We start from the raw sequence: 16,803 nt of genomic DNA on the forward strand, positions 1-16,803 counted from the left end.
AAGCAGATGCCCAAAGTAAGCGACACGGACCTGGCAGAGCGGAAGGTCGAGATCCTGTCCGGCGCGCGCCACTGCTTCGCTACCTACGGCTACGACGGCGCGACCGTCGCCCGGCTGGAAGAAACCATCGGCAAGTCCCGCGGCGCGATCTTCCACCATTACGGCAACAAGGATCAGCTGTTTCTCGAGGTTGCCCATGAAGACATGCGCAAAATGGCCGAACTAGCGGCCGACGAGGGGCTTATCGGTGCTATTCGCGCCCTAGTCAAGTCAAAAGACTTGACCGACTGGTGGGGTATGCGTGTGGAGATCACCCGCAGGGTCAACATAGACCCCTGCTTCGCGGCGAAGTGGGAGCTGGATCAGCTGGCGCTGCGCGAGACTGTGCGCACCCGCCTGCGGGAACAGCGCTCCAGCGGGCGAATCCGCAAGGACGTGGAGGTAGAGACGATCGCCCAGACGCTGGAGTTGGTGCTCGAGGGGGTGCTTGGGCGGCTTGCCCAGCGGCAGGGCACCGAGGGCCTGTCCGACGCGCTGGACTTCGTAGAAAGCGCGCTGCGTTCCCCCGGACAATAGGCTGTCCAACCCGGTGAGTAGCATGTAGTGCATGATCGCAATCATGACCGTCACCGGGCTGGACCACACCGGGATCATCGCCGCCGTGTCCACCGCCCTGGCCGAGCTAGACGTCAACATCCTCAACGTCTCCCAGACCATCATGGACGACTACTTCACCATGATCCTGCACGTTCGTATCGACGACTCCCAGCACGGGATCGCCGACGTGCAGGACCGCATGGCGGAGGTCGAGAAGCAGGAGAAGCTCGTCATCCGAGTGCAATCGGAGGCCATTTTCTCCGCCATGCACGACGTGTAAGGGTTCTGGAGGGTTAAAGAATGAATCCACGTCGTGGCGTCACAAACCAAAGCAACAACATCCTAGAAACCATCGAGATGATCGAGAAGTACCGTCTCGACATCCGAACGGTAACGATGGGCATCAACCTCATGCCCTGCATCCGCGAAACGATGGAGGCCACCGCCGAGGCGGTGTTCGAGCGCGTGGTGGACTACGCGCGGAACCTCGTGCCGGTGGCTCAGGAGATCGAGCGGGAGCTGGGCATCCCCATCGTAAACAAGCGCATCTCCGTGACCCCGGTTGGCATCCTCGCCTCCGCGGTAGAGGGCAACCCGGTGCGTATTGCCGAAGCGCTGGATCGCGCGGCCACCGAGGTGGGTGTGAACTTCATCGGCGGCTACTCGGCCCTGGTGGACAAGGGGGCCACGCGCGGCGAGCTGGACCTGATCCGCTCGCTGCCCGAGGCGCTGAACGAAACTAATGTCGTCTGCGCGTCCGTGAACGTCGGCAGCTCGAAGGCCGGCATCAACATGAATGCGGTCCGCGAGATGGGGCACGTCATCAAGGATGCCTCCACTTATGGGCCGGGCGGCACGCTGGCCTGCGCGAAGCTGGTCGTGTTTGCCAACTCCGTCTCCGACAACCCGTTTATGGCTGGCGCCTACCACGGGGTGGAAGAGCAGGATTGTGTGATCAACGTGGGTGTTTCCGGCCCCGGCGTGGTCGACCGCGCGGTTGCCGGAATGGAAGGCGCAACACTCAACGAGGTCTCCGAGGAGATCAAGCGCGCGGCGTTTAAGATCACCCGCACCGGTCAGCTGGTCGGCGTGATGGCCGCCCAAAGGTTGGGCGTGCCCTTCGGCATCGTGGACCTGTCCCTGGCGCCCACCGCGGAACTCGGCGATTCCGTGGCGCACATTCTGGAGCACATGGGGCTCGGCCAGGTGGGCACCCACGGCACCACCGCTGCCCTGGCGCTGCTGAACGATGCGGTGAAGAAGGGCGGCATGATGGCCTGCTCGCGCGTCGGCGGCCTCTCGGGTTCGTTTATCCCGGTCTCCGAGGACAAAGGGATGATCGACGCTGTGCGCAGCGGCGCCATTAGCATCGACAAGCTGGAGGCCATGACGGCCATCTGTTCCGTCGGCCTGGACATGATCGCCATCCCGGGTGACACCCCTGCGGAGTCGATTGCTGGAATGATCGCCGACGAGGCCGCCATCGGCGTGATGAACCATAAGACCACCGCCGTGCGCGTGATCCCCGCCGTCGGTACAAAGGTGGGCGACGATGTGGACTTCGGTGGCCTGCTGGGCTACGCACCGGTGATCGGCGTGAACCGTGCAAGCAGCGCCGAGTTCATCAACCGCGGTGGCTTCATCCCCGCCCCGCTGCATGGCTACCGCAACTAGGAAGGATTACTCGCTCGCATGGTGCAGGTCTTCAAGTACGGTCGCTCCTCGGTTGTCATCGACGATCCGCTCGACGGGCTCGTGCGGGGCGACCAGTCGGGCACATTCGATCAGCGGTGCACCCTCCCCGCCGGGTCGGTCGCGCTGAACGCGGCGCTGTCGAACAACGGCCGCATGCCCGTTGCCGGCAACACCGCGGGCTTTAGCGTGGTGCAGACGGTGGTGCTGACAATCGGCGTGGTGCTGTTTGGCCTGGGTGGCTTCCTGGCCGCCCGCGGAGGCACCCAGACTCTGGTCATTGGCCTGGTGATCGGGGCCATTGGCCTGCTGATGGCGGGCGTTGCACTCTATAGCGCCTCCAAGCGTCGCGGTCGGCTGCGGATCCTGGGCAAGGCCTGGGGAAATGGCTGGTTGCGATTTGCGCCCGCCCGCGTGGGCGGCGTGTGGATAACGCGGGTGTCTACCCACAACGACAACGGGGAGCGCATGAACACGGAGCGCCGCTATTACTACAAGGCCATGGTGCAGGCCTACCCCACCGACGGCACCGAGCCGTTCACGTTCCGCACCAGCGAGTTCAACGCCCCGGCCAACTGGGAGGGGCGCCCCTATAACCTGCACATGGCGGACGGCCCCATGGACGTGCTGGAGCCCGAGTTCACCAACGGCTGGACCATTTGCCGGTACATCGCGGGCCAGCCGGAAACGGCCACTATTTCTACCGACCTGTCGGCCAAGCAGGTCAAGGCGGCGCTAGAGGTTTCGCAGATCCACTAACGCCCGCAGCAGCTGGCCGTGCCGGGCGGGGATGCGGGAGCGCAGGATGATTTCCGTCCGCGTGCGCTGCACTCCCTCGACCTCCTGCAGTTTGAGGGTGATGTGCTCCAGGTGCTCGTGGTCGCGCGCCACCACCCGGCACGATAGGTCGTAAGGCCCGGCGATAGAATGCGCCTCCGTGATCCACGGGATGTTCAGGATCGCCGCCGTCGCCTGGTCGAGCGCCCGCTGGTCCAGTGTGACGTGCACGAAAGCGCCTAGCGGGAAGCCGAGTGCGCCGGGGTCGAAATGAGGGGCGAAGCTGCCTATCACTCCCCTTTCCACGAGCTTGTCTATGCGGCTGCTCACCGTCGCTCGCGCCACCCCGAGTACCCGCGCATACTCGCGCACCCCGGCCTTGGGCCTTTCGTTGAGTAGCATGCAGAGCTCGATGTCTGTCCGGTCGAGGTCCCTCATTCTTCTGACCTTTCTTTGTGACGCCCCTTCACGGCCTGTTGGCAAGAAACATCTACTTTTGTGTGCAAATCTGTTGTTGCTTGGGTGGGATTTTAGGCCATTGGCCTAGGTTTCAGGTCTGGAATCTAAAAAACCTTTGCTAAGTGAACTATTTTCCCGTAGGTGCTACCGAGTGCGGTTCGCTGTCACTTAATGTGATTCAAACCACAAACTGACAGCTCGCACGAAAGGGTGAACAGCGATGACCTCCACCTTCATCCCCGACTCAATTTCCCCCGTCCAGGATCTCCCCGACTACACCCAGTCGCGCTATCGGGAGAAGACCGGGCACATCCACTTAACCGGCATTCAGGCGCTCGTGCGCACCGTGCTGGATCGCGCGGAGGCGGACCGTGAAATTGGGCTGCAGACCTCCAGCTTCGTTTCCGGCTACGAGGGCTCCCCGCTGGGCGGGTACGACCTCGAGCTGGGGCGCCGCAAGTCGCTGCTCGGCCAGTTTGATGTGCAGCACTTCCCTGCCGTCAATGAGGAGTTGGGCGTCACCGCCGTTGCGGGATCGCAGATGACGGATCGGGCGACGGTCAAGGATGGCATCGACGGCGTAGTCGGCTACTGGTACGGGAAGGCGCCGGGGTTGGATAGGGCGGCCGATGCACTGCGGCACGCGAACATGACCGGCACCAGCGGCACGGGCGGCGCAGTGGCCTTCGTGGGCGACGACCCGACGGCGAAATCCTCGACGATCCCCTCGGCCTCCGGGCGAATCCTGGCGGATCTCGGATTGCCGACCCTCGTGCCGGCGGACGCTGGCGACGTGCTGCGCCTCGGCACGCACGCAGCGTGGATGTCGCGCTACAGCGGCCTGTGGACAGCGCTGCGCATCACCACTCCCGTGGCTGACGGCTCCGCCAGCGTGGATCTGGAGGCCATCCGCGAGGCCACGACGGCCCGCGGTCTGGAGCGCGGCGGCGAGCATGTGCCCGAAGCTCGCCTGCTGGGCAAGCGACTGCTGGACCTGGAGGACACCCGCGTGGGCGAGCGCCTGCAGCGGGCTCTGGAGTACGCCCGCGAGCACCGACTGAACCGCTGGTGGGGCGCGCGGGACGGCGACCGCGTGGGCGTGATCTGCGCGGGCAACACTTCCCTGGAGGTCGCGGAGGTCGTGGGCGAGGCGAACGTGCGCGTGCTGCAGTTGGCGATGACTTACCCGCTGGACCCGCAGGAGCTGGAGAGCTTCTGCGAGGGGCTGGATACGCTCGTGGTGGCCGAGGAGCTCGGTACTCACCTGCTGGAATCCGTCCGCGCCTGCCTCTACGACCTCCCGGTGCGCCCCGCGATCGAGCACGTGAACGACCCGCTGAAGCAACTGCCCAAACTCCTGCGCAACGAGGGTATCGAGGTCGCCGGCGTGACGAGCGGTCCCACTCGGATCTCCCTGCCGCTGGCGGTGCCTAACCGCGTGCCGCACTTCTGCTCCGGCTGCCCGCACAACCTCTCCACCCGTGCGGACGAGGACACGCTGGTCGGAGCCGGAATCGGCTGCCACGCCATGGTGATGCTGATGGACGACAAGCGCGTGGGCAAGATCATGGGCACCGCGCAGATGGGCGGCGAGGGCGCACACTGGATCGGGATGCACAGCTTCGTGTCCGAGGAGCACTTCGTGCAGAACATGGGCGACGGGACGTTCCTGCATTCGGGATCGCTGGCGCTGCGGGCAATGGTGGCGTCCAAGGTAAACGCAACCCTCAAGCTGCTGCACAACGGCACGGTGGCGATGACGGGCGGCCAGGACCCCGTGGGGCAGCCGAGCCTGGCGGGGCTGGTCGACATGGTGCGGGCCGAGAACCCGGCCAGGATCGTCGTGACCAGCGACGATGTGCGGCGCACGCGGCGCGCCCTGCGGGGTTCCGGCGTGCAGGTGCGCCCGCGCGAGGATCTCGCCAAGGTGCAAAAGGAGCTGGAGGTCCTACAGGGTGTCTCCGTGCTCATCCACGACCAGGAGTGCGCCGCTGAGAAGCGCCGCGCCCGCAACCGCAACCAGCGCGCCCAGGCGACTGAAAAGATCGTGATCAACGAGCGCATCTGCGAAGGCTGCGGCGACTGTGGCGAAAAGTCCGGCTGCCTGTCCCTGCAGCCGGTGGACACGCAGTTCGGGCGCAAGACCCGCGTGGACCAGACCAGCTGCAACACCGACCGCTCGTGCCTGTCCGGCGATTGCCCGGCCTTCACGACCGTCGTTGCGGTCGAGGAGAAGCGCGAGGTGCCGCCTATTGACGCCACCGCGCTTGACCCGGTGCCGGAGAGCACACTGGACAGCAAGCACCCGTGGAACATCCGCATCTCGGGTGTGGGCGGCACGGGCGTGATGACGGCCTCGGCCGTGATCGCCACCGCCGCACACCTCGATGGACTTGCGGTGCGCGGCACGGACATGACGGGCCTGGCGCAGAAGGGCGGGTCGGTGGTCTCCGACCTGCGGATCTCTAGGAGCATTGGCCAGCACACAGGCACGGTGCCGCGCGGCGGCGCGGACCTGCTGATCGCGCTGGACGGCGTGACGGGTGCGGAAGACGCCAGCACCTCGGTACTCAACGCGGCGCGGACGGTTGCGGTGCTGTCGAACTCCGCGACCCCCACGGGCCAGATGTGCACGGACGTCAAGGCCACCCGCCCCGATGGCGTGCAGGTCACCGGTGCGCTGGGGCATGCGGCGAAGCGGGCGATCATCACCGACGCGATTCGGGTGTCCACCAAGCTCTTCGGTGAGTCCACGTTCCAGATCATGCTGCTGATCGGCGCTGCGGTGCAGGCTGGTGCGCTGCCGGTGACCCCGGAGTCGATGGAAAAGGCCCTGCGGATCAACGGCAAGAAGGCCGAGGCCAACATTCAGGCCTTCCGCCGTGGCCGCCAGCTGGTGAGCCGTCCGGAGGCGCTGATCGAGCTGATGGGCGTGGAGCCCGACTACTCCCAGTACCAGGAAGTTCAGCCCCTTGACCGCACCCGGTCCAAGATCGAGGAGGTGCTGGAGCCGAGCCTGGTGGACGAGGTTGCGGTGTACTTCGACGAGATGCGCCGCTGGGGCTCCGAGCAGGACGCCCAGGATTACCTGACCGACGTGCGCGCGGTGCACGCCCACGAGCGGCGCGTGAACCCGGACGGCCCGGCAGAGCTGACCCGCGCCTTCGCCGCCGGACTGCACAAGCTATCCGCCTATAAGGACGAGTACGAGGTCGCCCGCCTGGCGCTGGATCCCGGATTCGCGGAGGCACAGAAGGGTGGCAAGGTTACGGTGCAGTTCCAGCCGCCGCTGCTGCGCGCGCTGGGGCTGAACCGCAAGATCGGCCTTGGCCCGCGGATGCGCCCAGTTCTCAGTGCGCTGGCGAAGGCCAAGGGGCTGCGTGGCACGCGCCTGGACATCTTCGGCTACGCGGAGGTGCGCAAGCTGGAGCGCAAGCTCGTGAACGCCTACCGGGAAGAGATCCTGAGCCGGGCGCGGAACCTCCACGCACCCGAGCAGGTGGCGGAGCTGGCCTCGCTGGCCGCTGCAGCCGACGGGGTCCGGGGATTCGAGGACAAGAAGATCGACAGTGCGCAGGAGTTGCTGCAGAAGTTGGGGCGCGCGGGCGTCAAAAAATAGTAAATAGACTAAGCGGTCTGTTACAGTAACGAATGTGACTTTCGTACTGCTATGCCCCCGCAGCGGCGCCGAGGTGCTCGCCGCGGAATACGCCGACTTCCTCAGCTACAGCGGCCTCACCCCCGCCGAGCTCGAACAGCGACCGCTGGATAACCCCAGCGCCGACCTGGGAAGCTTCGACGGCGTGGAGGGCGTGTTCATCGGCGGCTCGCCGTTTACGATCACCCGTCCGGTCGACGTGGAATGGCAGGAAGCGATCTCGCAGAAGCTGGTGGACTTCATCCAGGTCGAATCGGAGCGGCAGCGCTTCGGCATCTTTTCCACCTGCTACGGAACCTCCATGCTGGCGCACTACCTGGACGGCGAGGTCAACAGCAAGTACTCGGAATCGGCGGGCACCAGCGAGGTTTCTCTTACTGACGCCGGGCGCGTCGACCCCATCACGGGTGCGCTCCCCGACCGCTTCACCGCGTTGACGGGCCACAAGGATTCCGTGTCGCGCGTGCCCGCGGAGGCCACGCTGCTGGCCACCGGCGTGACCTGCCCTGTGCAGATCTACCGCTACCGCGAAAACGTCTGGACCAGCCAATTCCACCCGGAGATGGATGCGGCAGGCATCACTCGGCGGCTCAGCTTCTACGAGGACGAGGGCTACTGCGACCCCGCGGAGATAGCGGAGACCTACGCCCGCTTCGAGGGGCAGGATACGGCGGCGGCGAACTCGCTGCTGCGGCGCTTCGTGGAGCACTCCCGCGCCTCGCTGGGGATGGTGGGCTAGCTGGCTGAGTTAGATGGCTGAGCTAGGCCAGCTCGACGATCTCCATGTACTCGTCGCTCCACAGGTCCTCCACCCCGTCGGGCAGCACGATCACGCGCTCGGGCTCCAGGGCCTTCACCGCGCCCGGGTCGTGGGTGACCAGCACGACCGCGCCGGTGTAGGTGCGCAGCGCGTCCAGCACCTGCTCGCGGGACTGCGGATCCAGGTTATTGGTCGGCTCATCCAGCAGCAGCACGTTTGCCCGGGAGCTGACGAGGGTGGCTAGGGCCAGGCGGGTCTTCTCACCGCCGGAAAGGGTGCCGGCGGGCTGCTCCAACTGCTCGCCGGAGAACATGAAGGCGCCCAGCAGGCCGCGGAGGTCCTGCTCGCCGGCATCGGGGCAAGCCTCGATGGCATTGTCCCAGACGGACTTGTCAGGGTCGATCGTGTCGTGCTCCTGGGCGAAGTAGCCCACCTTCAGGCCGTGGCCGGTGACGATGCCGCCCTCGCCGTCGGTGCGTTCCACTCCGGCTAGCAGCTTCAGCAGGGTGGTCTTTCCCGCGCCGTTGAAGCCGAGCACCACCACGCGGGATCCCTTATCGATGGCTAGATCCACCCCGGCGAAGACTTCCAGGGAGCCGTACATCTTGGTCAGCCCCTTTGCGTTCATGGGAGTCTTGCCGCACGGTGCTGGCTCCGGGAAGCTGATGTTGGCCACGCGGTCCTCGACGCGAATCTCGTCCAGATTGCCCAGCATCTTTTCCGCGCGGGCGGCCATCTGCTTGGCGGCCTTTGCCTTGGTGGCCTTGGCGCCCAGTTTCTCGGCCTGCTGCTTCAGCGCGCTGGCCTTCTTCTCGGCATTGGCCTTCTCACGGCGGCGGCGCGCCTCATCGGTGGCGCGGGCGTCCTTGTACTTGGTCCAGCCCATGTTGTAGACGTCGGCCTCGCCGCGCACAGCGTCCAGGAACCAGATCTTGTTGCAGACGTCGTCCAGTAGTTCCACGTCGTGGCTGATCATGATCAGCCCGCCCTCGTGCTTGGCCAAAAAGCCGCGCAGCCAGGTGATGGAGTCCGCGTCCAGGTGGTTAGTCGGCTCGTCCAAAAGAAGTGTCGTCTGCGAACGGCCGGAGCCGGCGGTGGCTGCAAAGAGGATCTGCGCTAGCTCCACGCGGCGGCGCTGGCCGCCGGAGAGGGTCTTCAGTGGCTGGTCCAGCACCCGTTCGGGCAGCCCCAGTGAGTCGCAGATCTGCGCGGCTTCACTGTCGGCCTCGTAGCCGCCGAGGGCGTGGTACTTCTCCTCCAGGCGGCTGTACTTGAGGATCGCGGCATCGCGCTGGCCGGCGGATTCGCTGGTCTCCATGATTTCCTGCTGGCGCTCCATGGAGTGCCGGATGCGGTCCAGGCCACGCGCGGAAAGCACGCGGTCGCGCGCGCTCTGCTCGATGTCGCCTTCTTTGGAGTCCTGCGGCAGGTAGCCCATCTCGCCGCTGCGTGTGACGGTGCCACCGTAGGGCTCGCCCTCGCCCGCCAGGATGCGCATGGTGGTGGTCTTGCCCGCACCGTTTCGCCCGACCAGGCCGATGCGATCGCCGGGCTGCACTCGTAGGTGCTGTCCGGGGGCGTTCAGCAGGGTTCGGGCCCCCACCCGAACCTCGAGGTCATTAGTAACAATCACAAGGAAGAAGCCTATCAGCCATCCCCGTCGGTGACCCTTCCCACCCCATGAACACCGGAGTCGCGTTGCCCGGGTCCCCCACAGTCCCGAGTCGCATCCGGTGTGTGTCACCGACGGGGTTGTCTTCTTTTCGTGCCCCACCTTTCGGTATGTTCGTACCGAGTAGGACAACGTTCATGTTAGAAACTGTGTTTGGCGCCCGCAGGCTAAGCGTTACACCCGATTTTGGCCTGTCCCCCAAACCTTGAACTTAAACCTGAGCTTGCGAAGCTTCTTATTCTATTAGGCACTTCTTATACCTGTAGCTAATGCATTAAGCCGCAAAAATTTCCTAAAGAAGTGATGAGTAAAACACGGCTGTGTAAGTTCGGGGGTAAGAATCCTGAATCGGAGGTTTCAAGTGACCCAGCGGCTCGCGCTTAAAGGCCTCGGTCCAGCCGGAGCGCTCCTGGCCATTCGAGCTGCACAGCGCGGTTTCCACGTCACCGCCTATGACCCGGCCTTCGACGTGACCAGCCCCACCCCGTTCCCCGGCACCTATGGCGTGTTTTCCACGCAGATCCCCACCTGGGCCGATCCCCTATTTGGTGCACCGGAACCCCTGGACGTCGTCGCGGGCACTCCCCTCACCCGCCGCACGCTGGGGTTTAGCTATCGGATGCTGAACCAGGAGGCGGCCGCGGAGGCCCTGCGCAGCTCGAGCGTGCGCATCGAACCTGAGCCGCTTCCCAATGGCATGGAGGCGATCGACTGCACCGGCGCCCCACGGACGGACGCCGCACTGTGGCAACTGGCCGTCGGGTGGTTCCTACCCTTTACTGACGCCCCTTCAGGGTCCACCCCCACCTTCATGGATTGGACCGGGACGGTTGCCCAGGCCGGGGATTGCCCACCCAGCTTCTGCTATGTCCAGCGCACGGACGAGGGCTGGCTGTACGAGGAGACGATCCTCGCGGCGCACTGCAGCGCCGATGCAGCGAAACAGGAAGAAGTATTCGCGGTGCTGCGGGCGCGCCTGGCAGACCGCATAGGGACCCAAACTGTAGTGCGCGAAGAACGGGTCGCGATCCCGATGGGGACTAGGCGGCGTCACAAAGAAAGAAAGTTCGGCGCCGCGGCGGGGTTTATCAATCCCGCGACGGGCTACTCGCTGGGGCACGCACTGGAGGCCGCCGACGACTTCCTGGACGGCAAACGCGCCGGCGGGTGGCTGGCGTATGTGCTGCGGCAGGTCGGCGGGGAGCTCATCGCCCGGGCGGATGGTGCGACGCTGCAGGACTTCTTCGGGCACTTCTTTGCTCTGGATACGCGGGCGCAGCTGGCGTACCTGAGCGGGCGCAACGGACTGGAAGTGGCACGCACGATGTGGGCGCTAAGGGAGGGAACCGGACTGCGCCACGAGTTCCTCCGTCCCCTATTCCGCCGCCCCTGGTCGGTGGGCCGGGCGGTGTGGCAGAGGATGTACTCGGCCTAGACTGTGAAGCCCCTAGACCGTGAACCCGAGGAAACGCAGCTGCTCGCGGCCTTCTTCGTTGATCATGTGCGGACCCCAGGCCGGGGTCCACACCCAGTTGATCTGCAGGTCGGAGACCTCGTCGACGTTGTTGATCACAGCATCGCGCGCCTGATCCTCCAGCACGTCCTGCAGCGGGCAGGCCGGGGAGGTCAGGGTCATGTTCAGCACAGCGGTCTTGTCCTCGATCCAGATGTCATAGACCAGGCCCAGATCGATGACGTTGATGCCGAGCTCCGGGTCGATAACGTCCAGCAGGTGCTCCTCGACCTTGCCGGCCAGCGCCATGTCCTCCGGGCTGCGCTCAGACGGGCCCTCCGGAGCCTTGTCCAGCGGCGAGGGGTCCATCTCCGGGGCGGTGGGTTCTGCGTTCTCAGTCATGGTGTGTTCCTTACTCTGTGTTGGTGTTAGCGCTCACGCCGGCCTCGGTGGCAGCGGCCTCGAAGGCCTTCCAGCCCAGCAAGGCGCACTTCACGCGGGCGGGGTACTTGGAGACACCCGCGAAGGCAATGCCGTCGCCGATGATCTCGTCGTCGCCTTCGATCTTGCCGCGAGAGGTGACCATGCGCTCGAACTCCGCAAGCTTGGCGAAGGCTTCCGCGACGGGTCGGCCGACCAGCTCCTCGGCCATGACGGACGTGGAGGCCTGGCTAATGGAGCACCCCACAGCGTCGTAGGAGATGTCCTCGACCGTCTGGTTGTCCTCGCTGAGGTGCAGGCGCAGCGTGAGCTCGTCGCCGCACGAAGTGTTAACGTGGTGCACCTCGGCCTCGAAGGGCTCGCGCAAGCCCGCGTGCTGCGGGTGCTTGTAGTGGTCCAGGATCACTTCCTGGTACATCTGCTCAAGTTTCATAGGGCCCTAGTATCCTCTAGTACTTTCCTCAATCGCCGTGTATGCGCTTTTTCTTCGCCGTTGCTTTCTATGCCGTGCCGAAGAACTCTTGCGCCTTGCGGATGGCGGCGATCAGCGCGTCGACTTCCGAAAGGTCATTGTAGATGTAGAAGCTGGCGCGGGCGGTAGCCTGCACATCCATGCACGTGTGCACCGGCCACGCGCAGTGGTGGCCTACGCGGATGCACACGCCCTGATCGTCGACTACCTGGCCTAGATCGTGCGGGTGGATCCCCTCCACGACGAAGCTTAGGGCACTGCCGCGATCCTGCGAGTCGGTGGGACCGATGATGCGCAAGCCCTCGATGGTTTGCAGCTGCTCCAGGGCGTACTCCGTCAGCTCCGCCTCGTGGGCGGCGACCTTATCCATACCCAGGTCCTCCAGGTACTTCACGGCTGCACCCAGGCCTACGACCTGGGAAGTCATCTGAGTGCCCGCCTCGAAACGCTGTGGAGCCTCAGTAAAGGTCGTGCGCTCCATCGTGACCTTCTCCACCATCGAGCCGCCGGTCAGGAAAGGAGGTAGCTGGTCGAAGTGCTGTGCCTTACCGTAAAGGACGCCGACGCCGTTAGGTCCCAGCATCTTGTGGCCGGAGAAAGCGGCGAAGTCCACGTCCAGTTCGTGGAAGTTTACGGGCATGTGCGGCACGGATTGGCAGGCGTCCAAGACAAAGATCGCCCCAACTTCGCGGGCGCGGCGCACGGCCTCCTTGACGTCCAGCACGGCGCCGGTGACGTTCGACTGGTGCGTCAGCGCAACCACCTTTGTGCGCTCGCTGAGCTCCAGGCTGTCCAGGTCGATACGGCCATCCGAAGTGGCGGAATACCACTTCAAGGTCGCGCCGGTGCGCTGTGCGAGTTCCTGCCACGGGACCAGGTTGGCGTGGTGCTCCAGTTCGGAGACGACGATCTCGTCGCCCTCGGTGACCTGCAGCTCCCACGCCCGTGCGTCACCCAGGATGTAGGCGACTTCGTTGAGCGCCTCGGTGGCGTTCTTGGTGAACGCGATCTCCCGGTCCTCGGCCCCGACGAAGCCCGCGATGGCCTCACGGGCCGATTCGTAGGACTCGGTAGCCTCCTCCGCGATTTCGTAGGCACCGCGGTGCACGGGAGCGTTGTGGGTGGTCAAAAACTCCCGCTCCGCATCCAACACCTGCACGGGCCGCTGGGCGGTAGCTCCGGAATCCAGATACACCAGCTTCTGCCCATCGCGCACGGTGCGCGAAAGGATCGGGAAGTCGCTGCGGATCTTCGCTGTGTCCAGGGAACTGTTGGAACTCACAAGTTCACACTTTCTGCCCAGTTGATGCTGGGGCGAGCAAGGTTGGTTGAAGGAAACGGATGGGTGGGATAGACCGCAGGCTTAGATGAACTTGTCGTAGCCCTCGGCCTCGAGCTGCTCAGCCAGCTCCGGTCCACCGGATTCCACGATGCGGCCGCCGGCGAAGACGTGCACGTGGTCGGGCTTCACGTAGTTCAGGATGCGCTGGTAGTGCGTGATCATTACCACGCCGCCGTTCTCACGCTCCTGGTAGCGGTTGATGCCCTCAGAAACGATACGCAGCGCATCAACGTCGAGACCAGAGTCGGTCTCGTCCAGGATTGCGAACTTCGGCTTCAGCAGACCCAGCTGCAGAATCTCGTGGCGCTTCTTCTCGCCACCGGAGAAGCCCTCGTTGATGGAGCGCTCGGAGAACGACGGGTCGATCGCCAGCTCTTCCATCGCGCCGCGGGCTTCCTTGACCCACTCGCGGATCTTCGGTGCCTCACCGCGCACAGCGGTGGCGGAAGAGCGCAGGAAATTAGCCATGGAGACACCCGGTACCTCAGTCGGGTACTGCATAGCCAGGAACAGGCCCGCGCGGGCGCGCTCGTCGACTTCCATGTCCAGCAGGTTCTCGCCGTCCAGCAGCACCTCGCCTTCAGTGATCTCGTAGCGCGGGTGGCCGGCGATGGCGTAGGACAGGGTGGACTTGCCAGAGCCATTCGGACCCATGATGGCGTGAGTCTCACCGGAGTTGATGGTCAGATTAACGCCGTGCAGGATCGGCTTCGGATCCTCGTTCTCGTCGGCGGGGACGACCTGCGCGTGCAGGTTCTTGATTTCCAGAGTGCTCATGGTGTGTAAAAGCTTTCTTTGGGTGTTTGACGGGTGGATGAATTTAAAGAACCGTGTGCTGCAGCTCGGCTTCGACCTTGTCCTCCAGCAGCTCGCGGATAGACTCTTCCGGAATGCGCTTGATCACGTCGGTGAAGAAACCGCGGACGATCAGCATTTTTGCGCTAGCCGGGTCGATGCCTCGGGACTGCAGGTAGAACATGTGCTCGTCGTCGAAGCGACCGACGGTGGCGGCGTGGCCCGCACCGACGATCTCGCCGGTCTGAATCTCCAGGTTCGGCACGGCATCAGCGCGGGCGCCGGAGGTTAGCAGCAGGTTGTTGTTCTTCTCGTAAGTGTCGGTGCCCGTTGCATCCGGGCGGATCAGAACGTCGCCGATCCATGCTGTGCGTGCCTCGCGGGCATCCTTGCCCTTCTCCGGCTCGCCCTGCAGCGCACCCTTGTACAGCACGTTGGAGCGGCAGTTACGGATCGAGTGGTCCACCAGCAGGCGCTGTTCGAAGTACTGACCCGCATCCGCGAAGTACAGTCCCAGCAGCTCAGCATCGCCGCCGGTGTCCGTGTAGCGCACGTGCGGCACGGAGCGCACCACGTGGCCACCGAAGGCCGCGTAGTAGTGGCGCACGGTTGCATCGCGGCCAACCTGGATGTGCGAGTTCGACAGGTGCACCGCATCGTCGTTCCAGTCCTCGAAGACCACGGTGGTCAGCTTCGCTCCGGTGCCAACGACGAACTCGACGTTGTCGGAGTGCGCGCCGGAGCCCTCATAGCGGACAAACACCACGGCCTCAGCGTGGGGCTCGAGCTCCACGACCAGGGTGCCGTAGGAGACCTCGTCCTCCCCCGGGCCGTCGACGGTGATGGTCACCGGAGCCTTCAGCGCCGCATCCTTAGAGACGCGCACGTAGTCCGCGGACTCGGTGTTTTCCCACGCCTGGGCTGCCGCACGATCCACGGGAGCACCCGCGCGACCGAGGCGCTCGTCGCCTGGCTCCAACTGCTCGACGGTCACGCTGGGGGCGTCATCATCAGAAACACCGACGGCGACGGCAGCACGCTTGCCAGCTACGGCCGAGCCATCGTGCAGGCCGCGCAGCTCGCGCAGCGGGGTGAAGCGCCAATCCTCATCCTTACCGCGCGGCACGGAGAAGTCCGCGGCCGAGAAAGAGGTGAAACGGTCACCCTTGGTCTGGTGATCCGTACCAGCCTGAACCGGTGTGATAGTCGCTTCGGTTTCGTTGAGTGGGGTGGTCATTTGGTTTAACCCACCGATCCTTCCATCTGCAGTTCGATTAGACGGTTGAGCTCCAGGGCGTACTCCATGGGCAGCTCCTTGGCGATGGGCTCCACGAAGCCGCGGACGATCATCGCCATTGCCTCTTCCTCCTCGATGCCGCGGGACATCAGGTAGAACAGCTGATCCTCGGAGACCTGGGAGACGGTGGCCTCGTGGCCCAGCGTCACGTGGTCGTTACGAATGTCGTTGTACGGGTATGTGTCCGATCGCGAGATGGAGTCGACCAGCAGCGCGTCACACTCGACATTCGAAGCGGAGTGGTGCGCATCCTTGTTCACCTGCACCAGGCCGCGGTAGGCAGCGCGGCCACCGGCGCGGGCGACGGACTTGGAGACGATATTCGAGCTCGTGTGCGGAGCCATGTGCACCATCTTCGCGCCCGTGTCCTGGAACTGACCCTCGCCGGCGAAAGCCACGGAGAGCACCTCGCCCTTCGCGTGCGGGCCGGTCATCCACACGGCCGGGTACTTCATGGTCACCTTGGAGCCGATGTTGCCGTCGACCCACTCCATCGTGCCGCCCTCTTCGCACTTGGTGCGCTTGGTGACGAGGTTGTAGACGTTGTTCGACCAGTTCTGGATCGTGGTGTAACGGCAGCGGCCGCCCTTCTTCACGATGATCTCGACCACTGCGGAGTGGAGGGAGTCGGTCTTGTAGATCGGTGCGGTGCAGCCCTCGACGTAGTGGACGTAAGCGTCCTCGTCGACGATGATCAGCGTGCGCTCGAACTGACCCATGTTCTCGGTGTTAATGCGGAAGTACGCCTGCAGCGGAATGTCCACGTGCACGCCCTTTGGCACGTAAATGAAGGAACCACCGGACCAGACGGCCGTGTTCAGCGCGGAGAACTTGTTGTCGCCGGCCGGGATCACGGTGCCGAAGTACTCCTCGAACAGCTCGGGGTACTCGCGCAGTCCGGTATCGGTATCGACGAAGATCACGCCCTGCTTCTCCAGGTCCTCGCGGATCTGGTGGTACACAACCTCGGACTCGTACTGGGCGGCCACGCCAGCGACCAGGCGCTGCTTCTCGGCCTCCGGGATGCCCAACTTGTCGTAGGTGTTCTTGATGTCCTCCGGCAGGTCCTCCCAGGTCTGAGCCTGCTTCTCGGTGGAGCGGACGAAGTACTTGATGTTGTCGAAGTCGATATCGCTGAGGTCCGCGCCCCACGTCGGCAGTGGCTTCTTGTCGAAGATGTCCAGAGCCTTCAGGCGACGCTTCAGCATCCACTCCGGCTCGTTCTTCTTCGCGGAGATGTCGCGGACGACGTCCTCGTTAAGGCCACGGCGGGCAGAGGCGCCGGCGACATCGGAATCGTGCCAGCCGTAGCCGTACGCGCCGATGGAATCGATAATCTCTTCGTCGGTCTGGGGTTTAGTTTCAGGTGTTTGTGCAGCTTGAGTCAT

General features: G+C 64.5%; 15 protein-coding genes. 7 read left to right on the forward strand and 8 right to left on the reverse strand.

Annotated features, from left to right (window positions below; genetic code table 11):
* Nucleotides 1–6: 6 nt before the first annotated feature.
* The 4 genes from HMPREF3166_RS02430 to HMPREF3166_RS02445 are packed head-to-tail and all read left to right on the forward strand — an operon-like array spanning nucleotide 7 to nucleotide 3,048.
* A complete protein-coding gene (locus HMPREF3166_RS02430) occupies nucleotides 7–576 on the forward strand; it encodes a TetR/AcrR family transcriptional regulator (protein ID WP_035003924.1) in 570 nt (189 codons plus the stop codon).
* Nucleotides 577–607: 31 nt separating this feature from the next.
* Nucleotides 608–877: an ACT domain-containing protein gene (locus HMPREF3166_RS02435; RefSeq protein ID WP_005294749.1), complete on the forward strand. Its 270-nt coding sequence runs from the start codon at nucleotides 608–610 to the stop codon at nucleotides 875–877.
* Between the two features lie 20 nt (nucleotides 878–897).
* Nucleotides 898–2,271, forward strand: a complete 1,374-nt coding sequence (locus tag HMPREF3166_RS02440; RefSeq protein ID WP_035003923.1) for a PFL family protein — start codon at nucleotides 898–900, stop codon at nucleotides 2,269–2,271.
* A gap of 18 nt (nucleotides 2,272–2,289) precedes the next feature.
* Complete coding sequence (locus HMPREF3166_RS02445; protein WP_070487490.1) at nucleotides 2,290–3,048, forward strand: hypothetical protein; 759 nt, start codon at nucleotides 2,290–2,292, stop codon at nucleotides 3,046–3,048.
* Here HMPREF3166_RS02445 and HMPREF3166_RS02450 read toward each other — a convergent pair.
* Complete coding sequence (locus tag HMPREF3166_RS02450) at nucleotides 3,025–3,504, reverse strand: Lrp/AsnC family transcriptional regulator (RefSeq protein ID WP_035003921.1); 480 nt, start codon at nucleotides 3,502–3,504, stop codon at nucleotides 3,025–3,027. The genes HMPREF3166_RS02445 and HMPREF3166_RS02450 overlap by 24 nt on opposite strands.
* A gap of 241 nt (nucleotides 3,505–3,745) precedes the next feature.
* Here HMPREF3166_RS02450 and HMPREF3166_RS02455 point away from each other — a divergent pair, with 241 nt between their 5' ends.
* Both HMPREF3166_RS02455 and HMPREF3166_RS02460 read left to right on the forward strand, forming a co-directional pair.
* On the forward strand, nucleotides 3,746–7,144 hold the full coding sequence (locus HMPREF3166_RS02455; RefSeq protein WP_070487492.1) for a DUF6537 domain-containing protein: 3,399 nt from the start codon (nucleotides 3,746–3,748) through the stop codon (nucleotides 7,142–7,144).
* A 34-nt stretch (nucleotides 7,145–7,178) separates the two neighbouring features.
* Nucleotides 7,179–7,922 (forward strand): glutamine amidotransferase, encoded by a 744-nt coding sequence (locus HMPREF3166_RS02460; protein ID WP_070487494.1) that lies wholly within the window; start codon nucleotides 7,179–7,181, stop codon nucleotides 7,920–7,922.
* Between the two features lie 22 nt (nucleotides 7,923–7,944).
* On the opposite strand, the gene HMPREF3166_RS02465 is transcribed toward HMPREF3166_RS02460, so the two are convergent.
* The gene (locus HMPREF3166_RS02465) at nucleotides 7,945–9,576 is read right to left on the reverse strand and encodes an ABC-F family ATP-binding cassette domain-containing protein (RefSeq protein ID WP_035003916.1); all 1,632 of its coding nucleotides are present in this window, start codon (nucleotides 9,574–9,576) and stop codon (nucleotides 7,945–7,947) included.
* A gap of 400 nt (nucleotides 9,577–9,976) precedes the next feature.
* Between HMPREF3166_RS02465 and HMPREF3166_RS02470 the strand changes: the two genes are divergently transcribed.
* Nucleotides 9,977–11,050, forward strand: coding sequence for a lycopene cyclase family protein (locus HMPREF3166_RS02470; RefSeq protein WP_083293798.1), 1,074 nt, complete (start codon nucleotides 9,977–9,979; stop codon nucleotides 11,048–11,050).
* 12 nt (nucleotides 11,051–11,062) lie between these two features.
* Here the strand turns inward: HMPREF3166_RS02470 and HMPREF3166_RS02475 are convergent, their stop codons facing one another.
* From HMPREF3166_RS02475 to sufB, 6 genes are all read right to left on the reverse strand, one after another.
* Nucleotides 11,063–11,470: a metal-sulfur cluster assembly factor gene (locus tag HMPREF3166_RS02475; RefSeq protein ID WP_011273558.1), complete on the reverse strand. Its 408-nt coding sequence runs from the start codon at nucleotides 11,468–11,470 to the stop codon at nucleotides 11,063–11,065.
* A 10-nt stretch (nucleotides 11,471–11,480) separates the two neighbouring features.
* Nucleotides 11,481–11,942 (reverse strand): Fe-S cluster assembly sulfur transfer protein SufU, encoded by a 462-nt coding sequence (gene sufU, locus HMPREF3166_RS02480; RefSeq protein WP_011273559.1) that lies wholly within the window; start codon nucleotides 11,940–11,942, stop codon nucleotides 11,481–11,483.
* Nucleotides 11,943–12,009: 67 nt separating this feature from the next.
* Complete coding sequence (locus tag HMPREF3166_RS02485; RefSeq protein ID WP_070487496.1) at nucleotides 12,010–13,263, reverse strand: cysteine desulfurase; 1,254 nt, start codon at nucleotides 13,261–13,263, stop codon at nucleotides 12,010–12,012.
* 81 nt (nucleotides 13,264–13,344) lie between these two features.
* Nucleotides 13,345–14,100, reverse strand: a complete 756-nt coding sequence (sufC, locus tag HMPREF3166_RS02490) for a Fe-S cluster assembly ATPase SufC (protein WP_070487499.1) — start codon at nucleotides 14,098–14,100, stop codon at nucleotides 13,345–13,347.
* A gap of 43 nt (nucleotides 14,101–14,143) precedes the next feature.
* Nucleotides 14,144–15,355, reverse strand: a complete 1,212-nt coding sequence (gene sufD / locus HMPREF3166_RS02495; RefSeq protein ID WP_035003910.1) for a Fe-S cluster assembly protein SufD — start codon at nucleotides 15,353–15,355, stop codon at nucleotides 14,144–14,146.
* A gap of 5 nt (nucleotides 15,356–15,360) precedes the next feature.
* A complete protein-coding gene (gene sufB / locus HMPREF3166_RS02500) occupies nucleotides 15,361–16,803 on the reverse strand; it encodes a Fe-S cluster assembly protein SufB (protein ID WP_034987621.1) in 1,443 nt (480 codons plus the stop codon).

It is taken from the genome of Corynebacterium sp. HMSC08A12, assembly GCF_001807485.1.
Lineage (GTDB): Bacteria > Actinomycetota > Actinomycetes > Mycobacteriales > Mycobacteriaceae > Corynebacterium > Corynebacterium evansiae.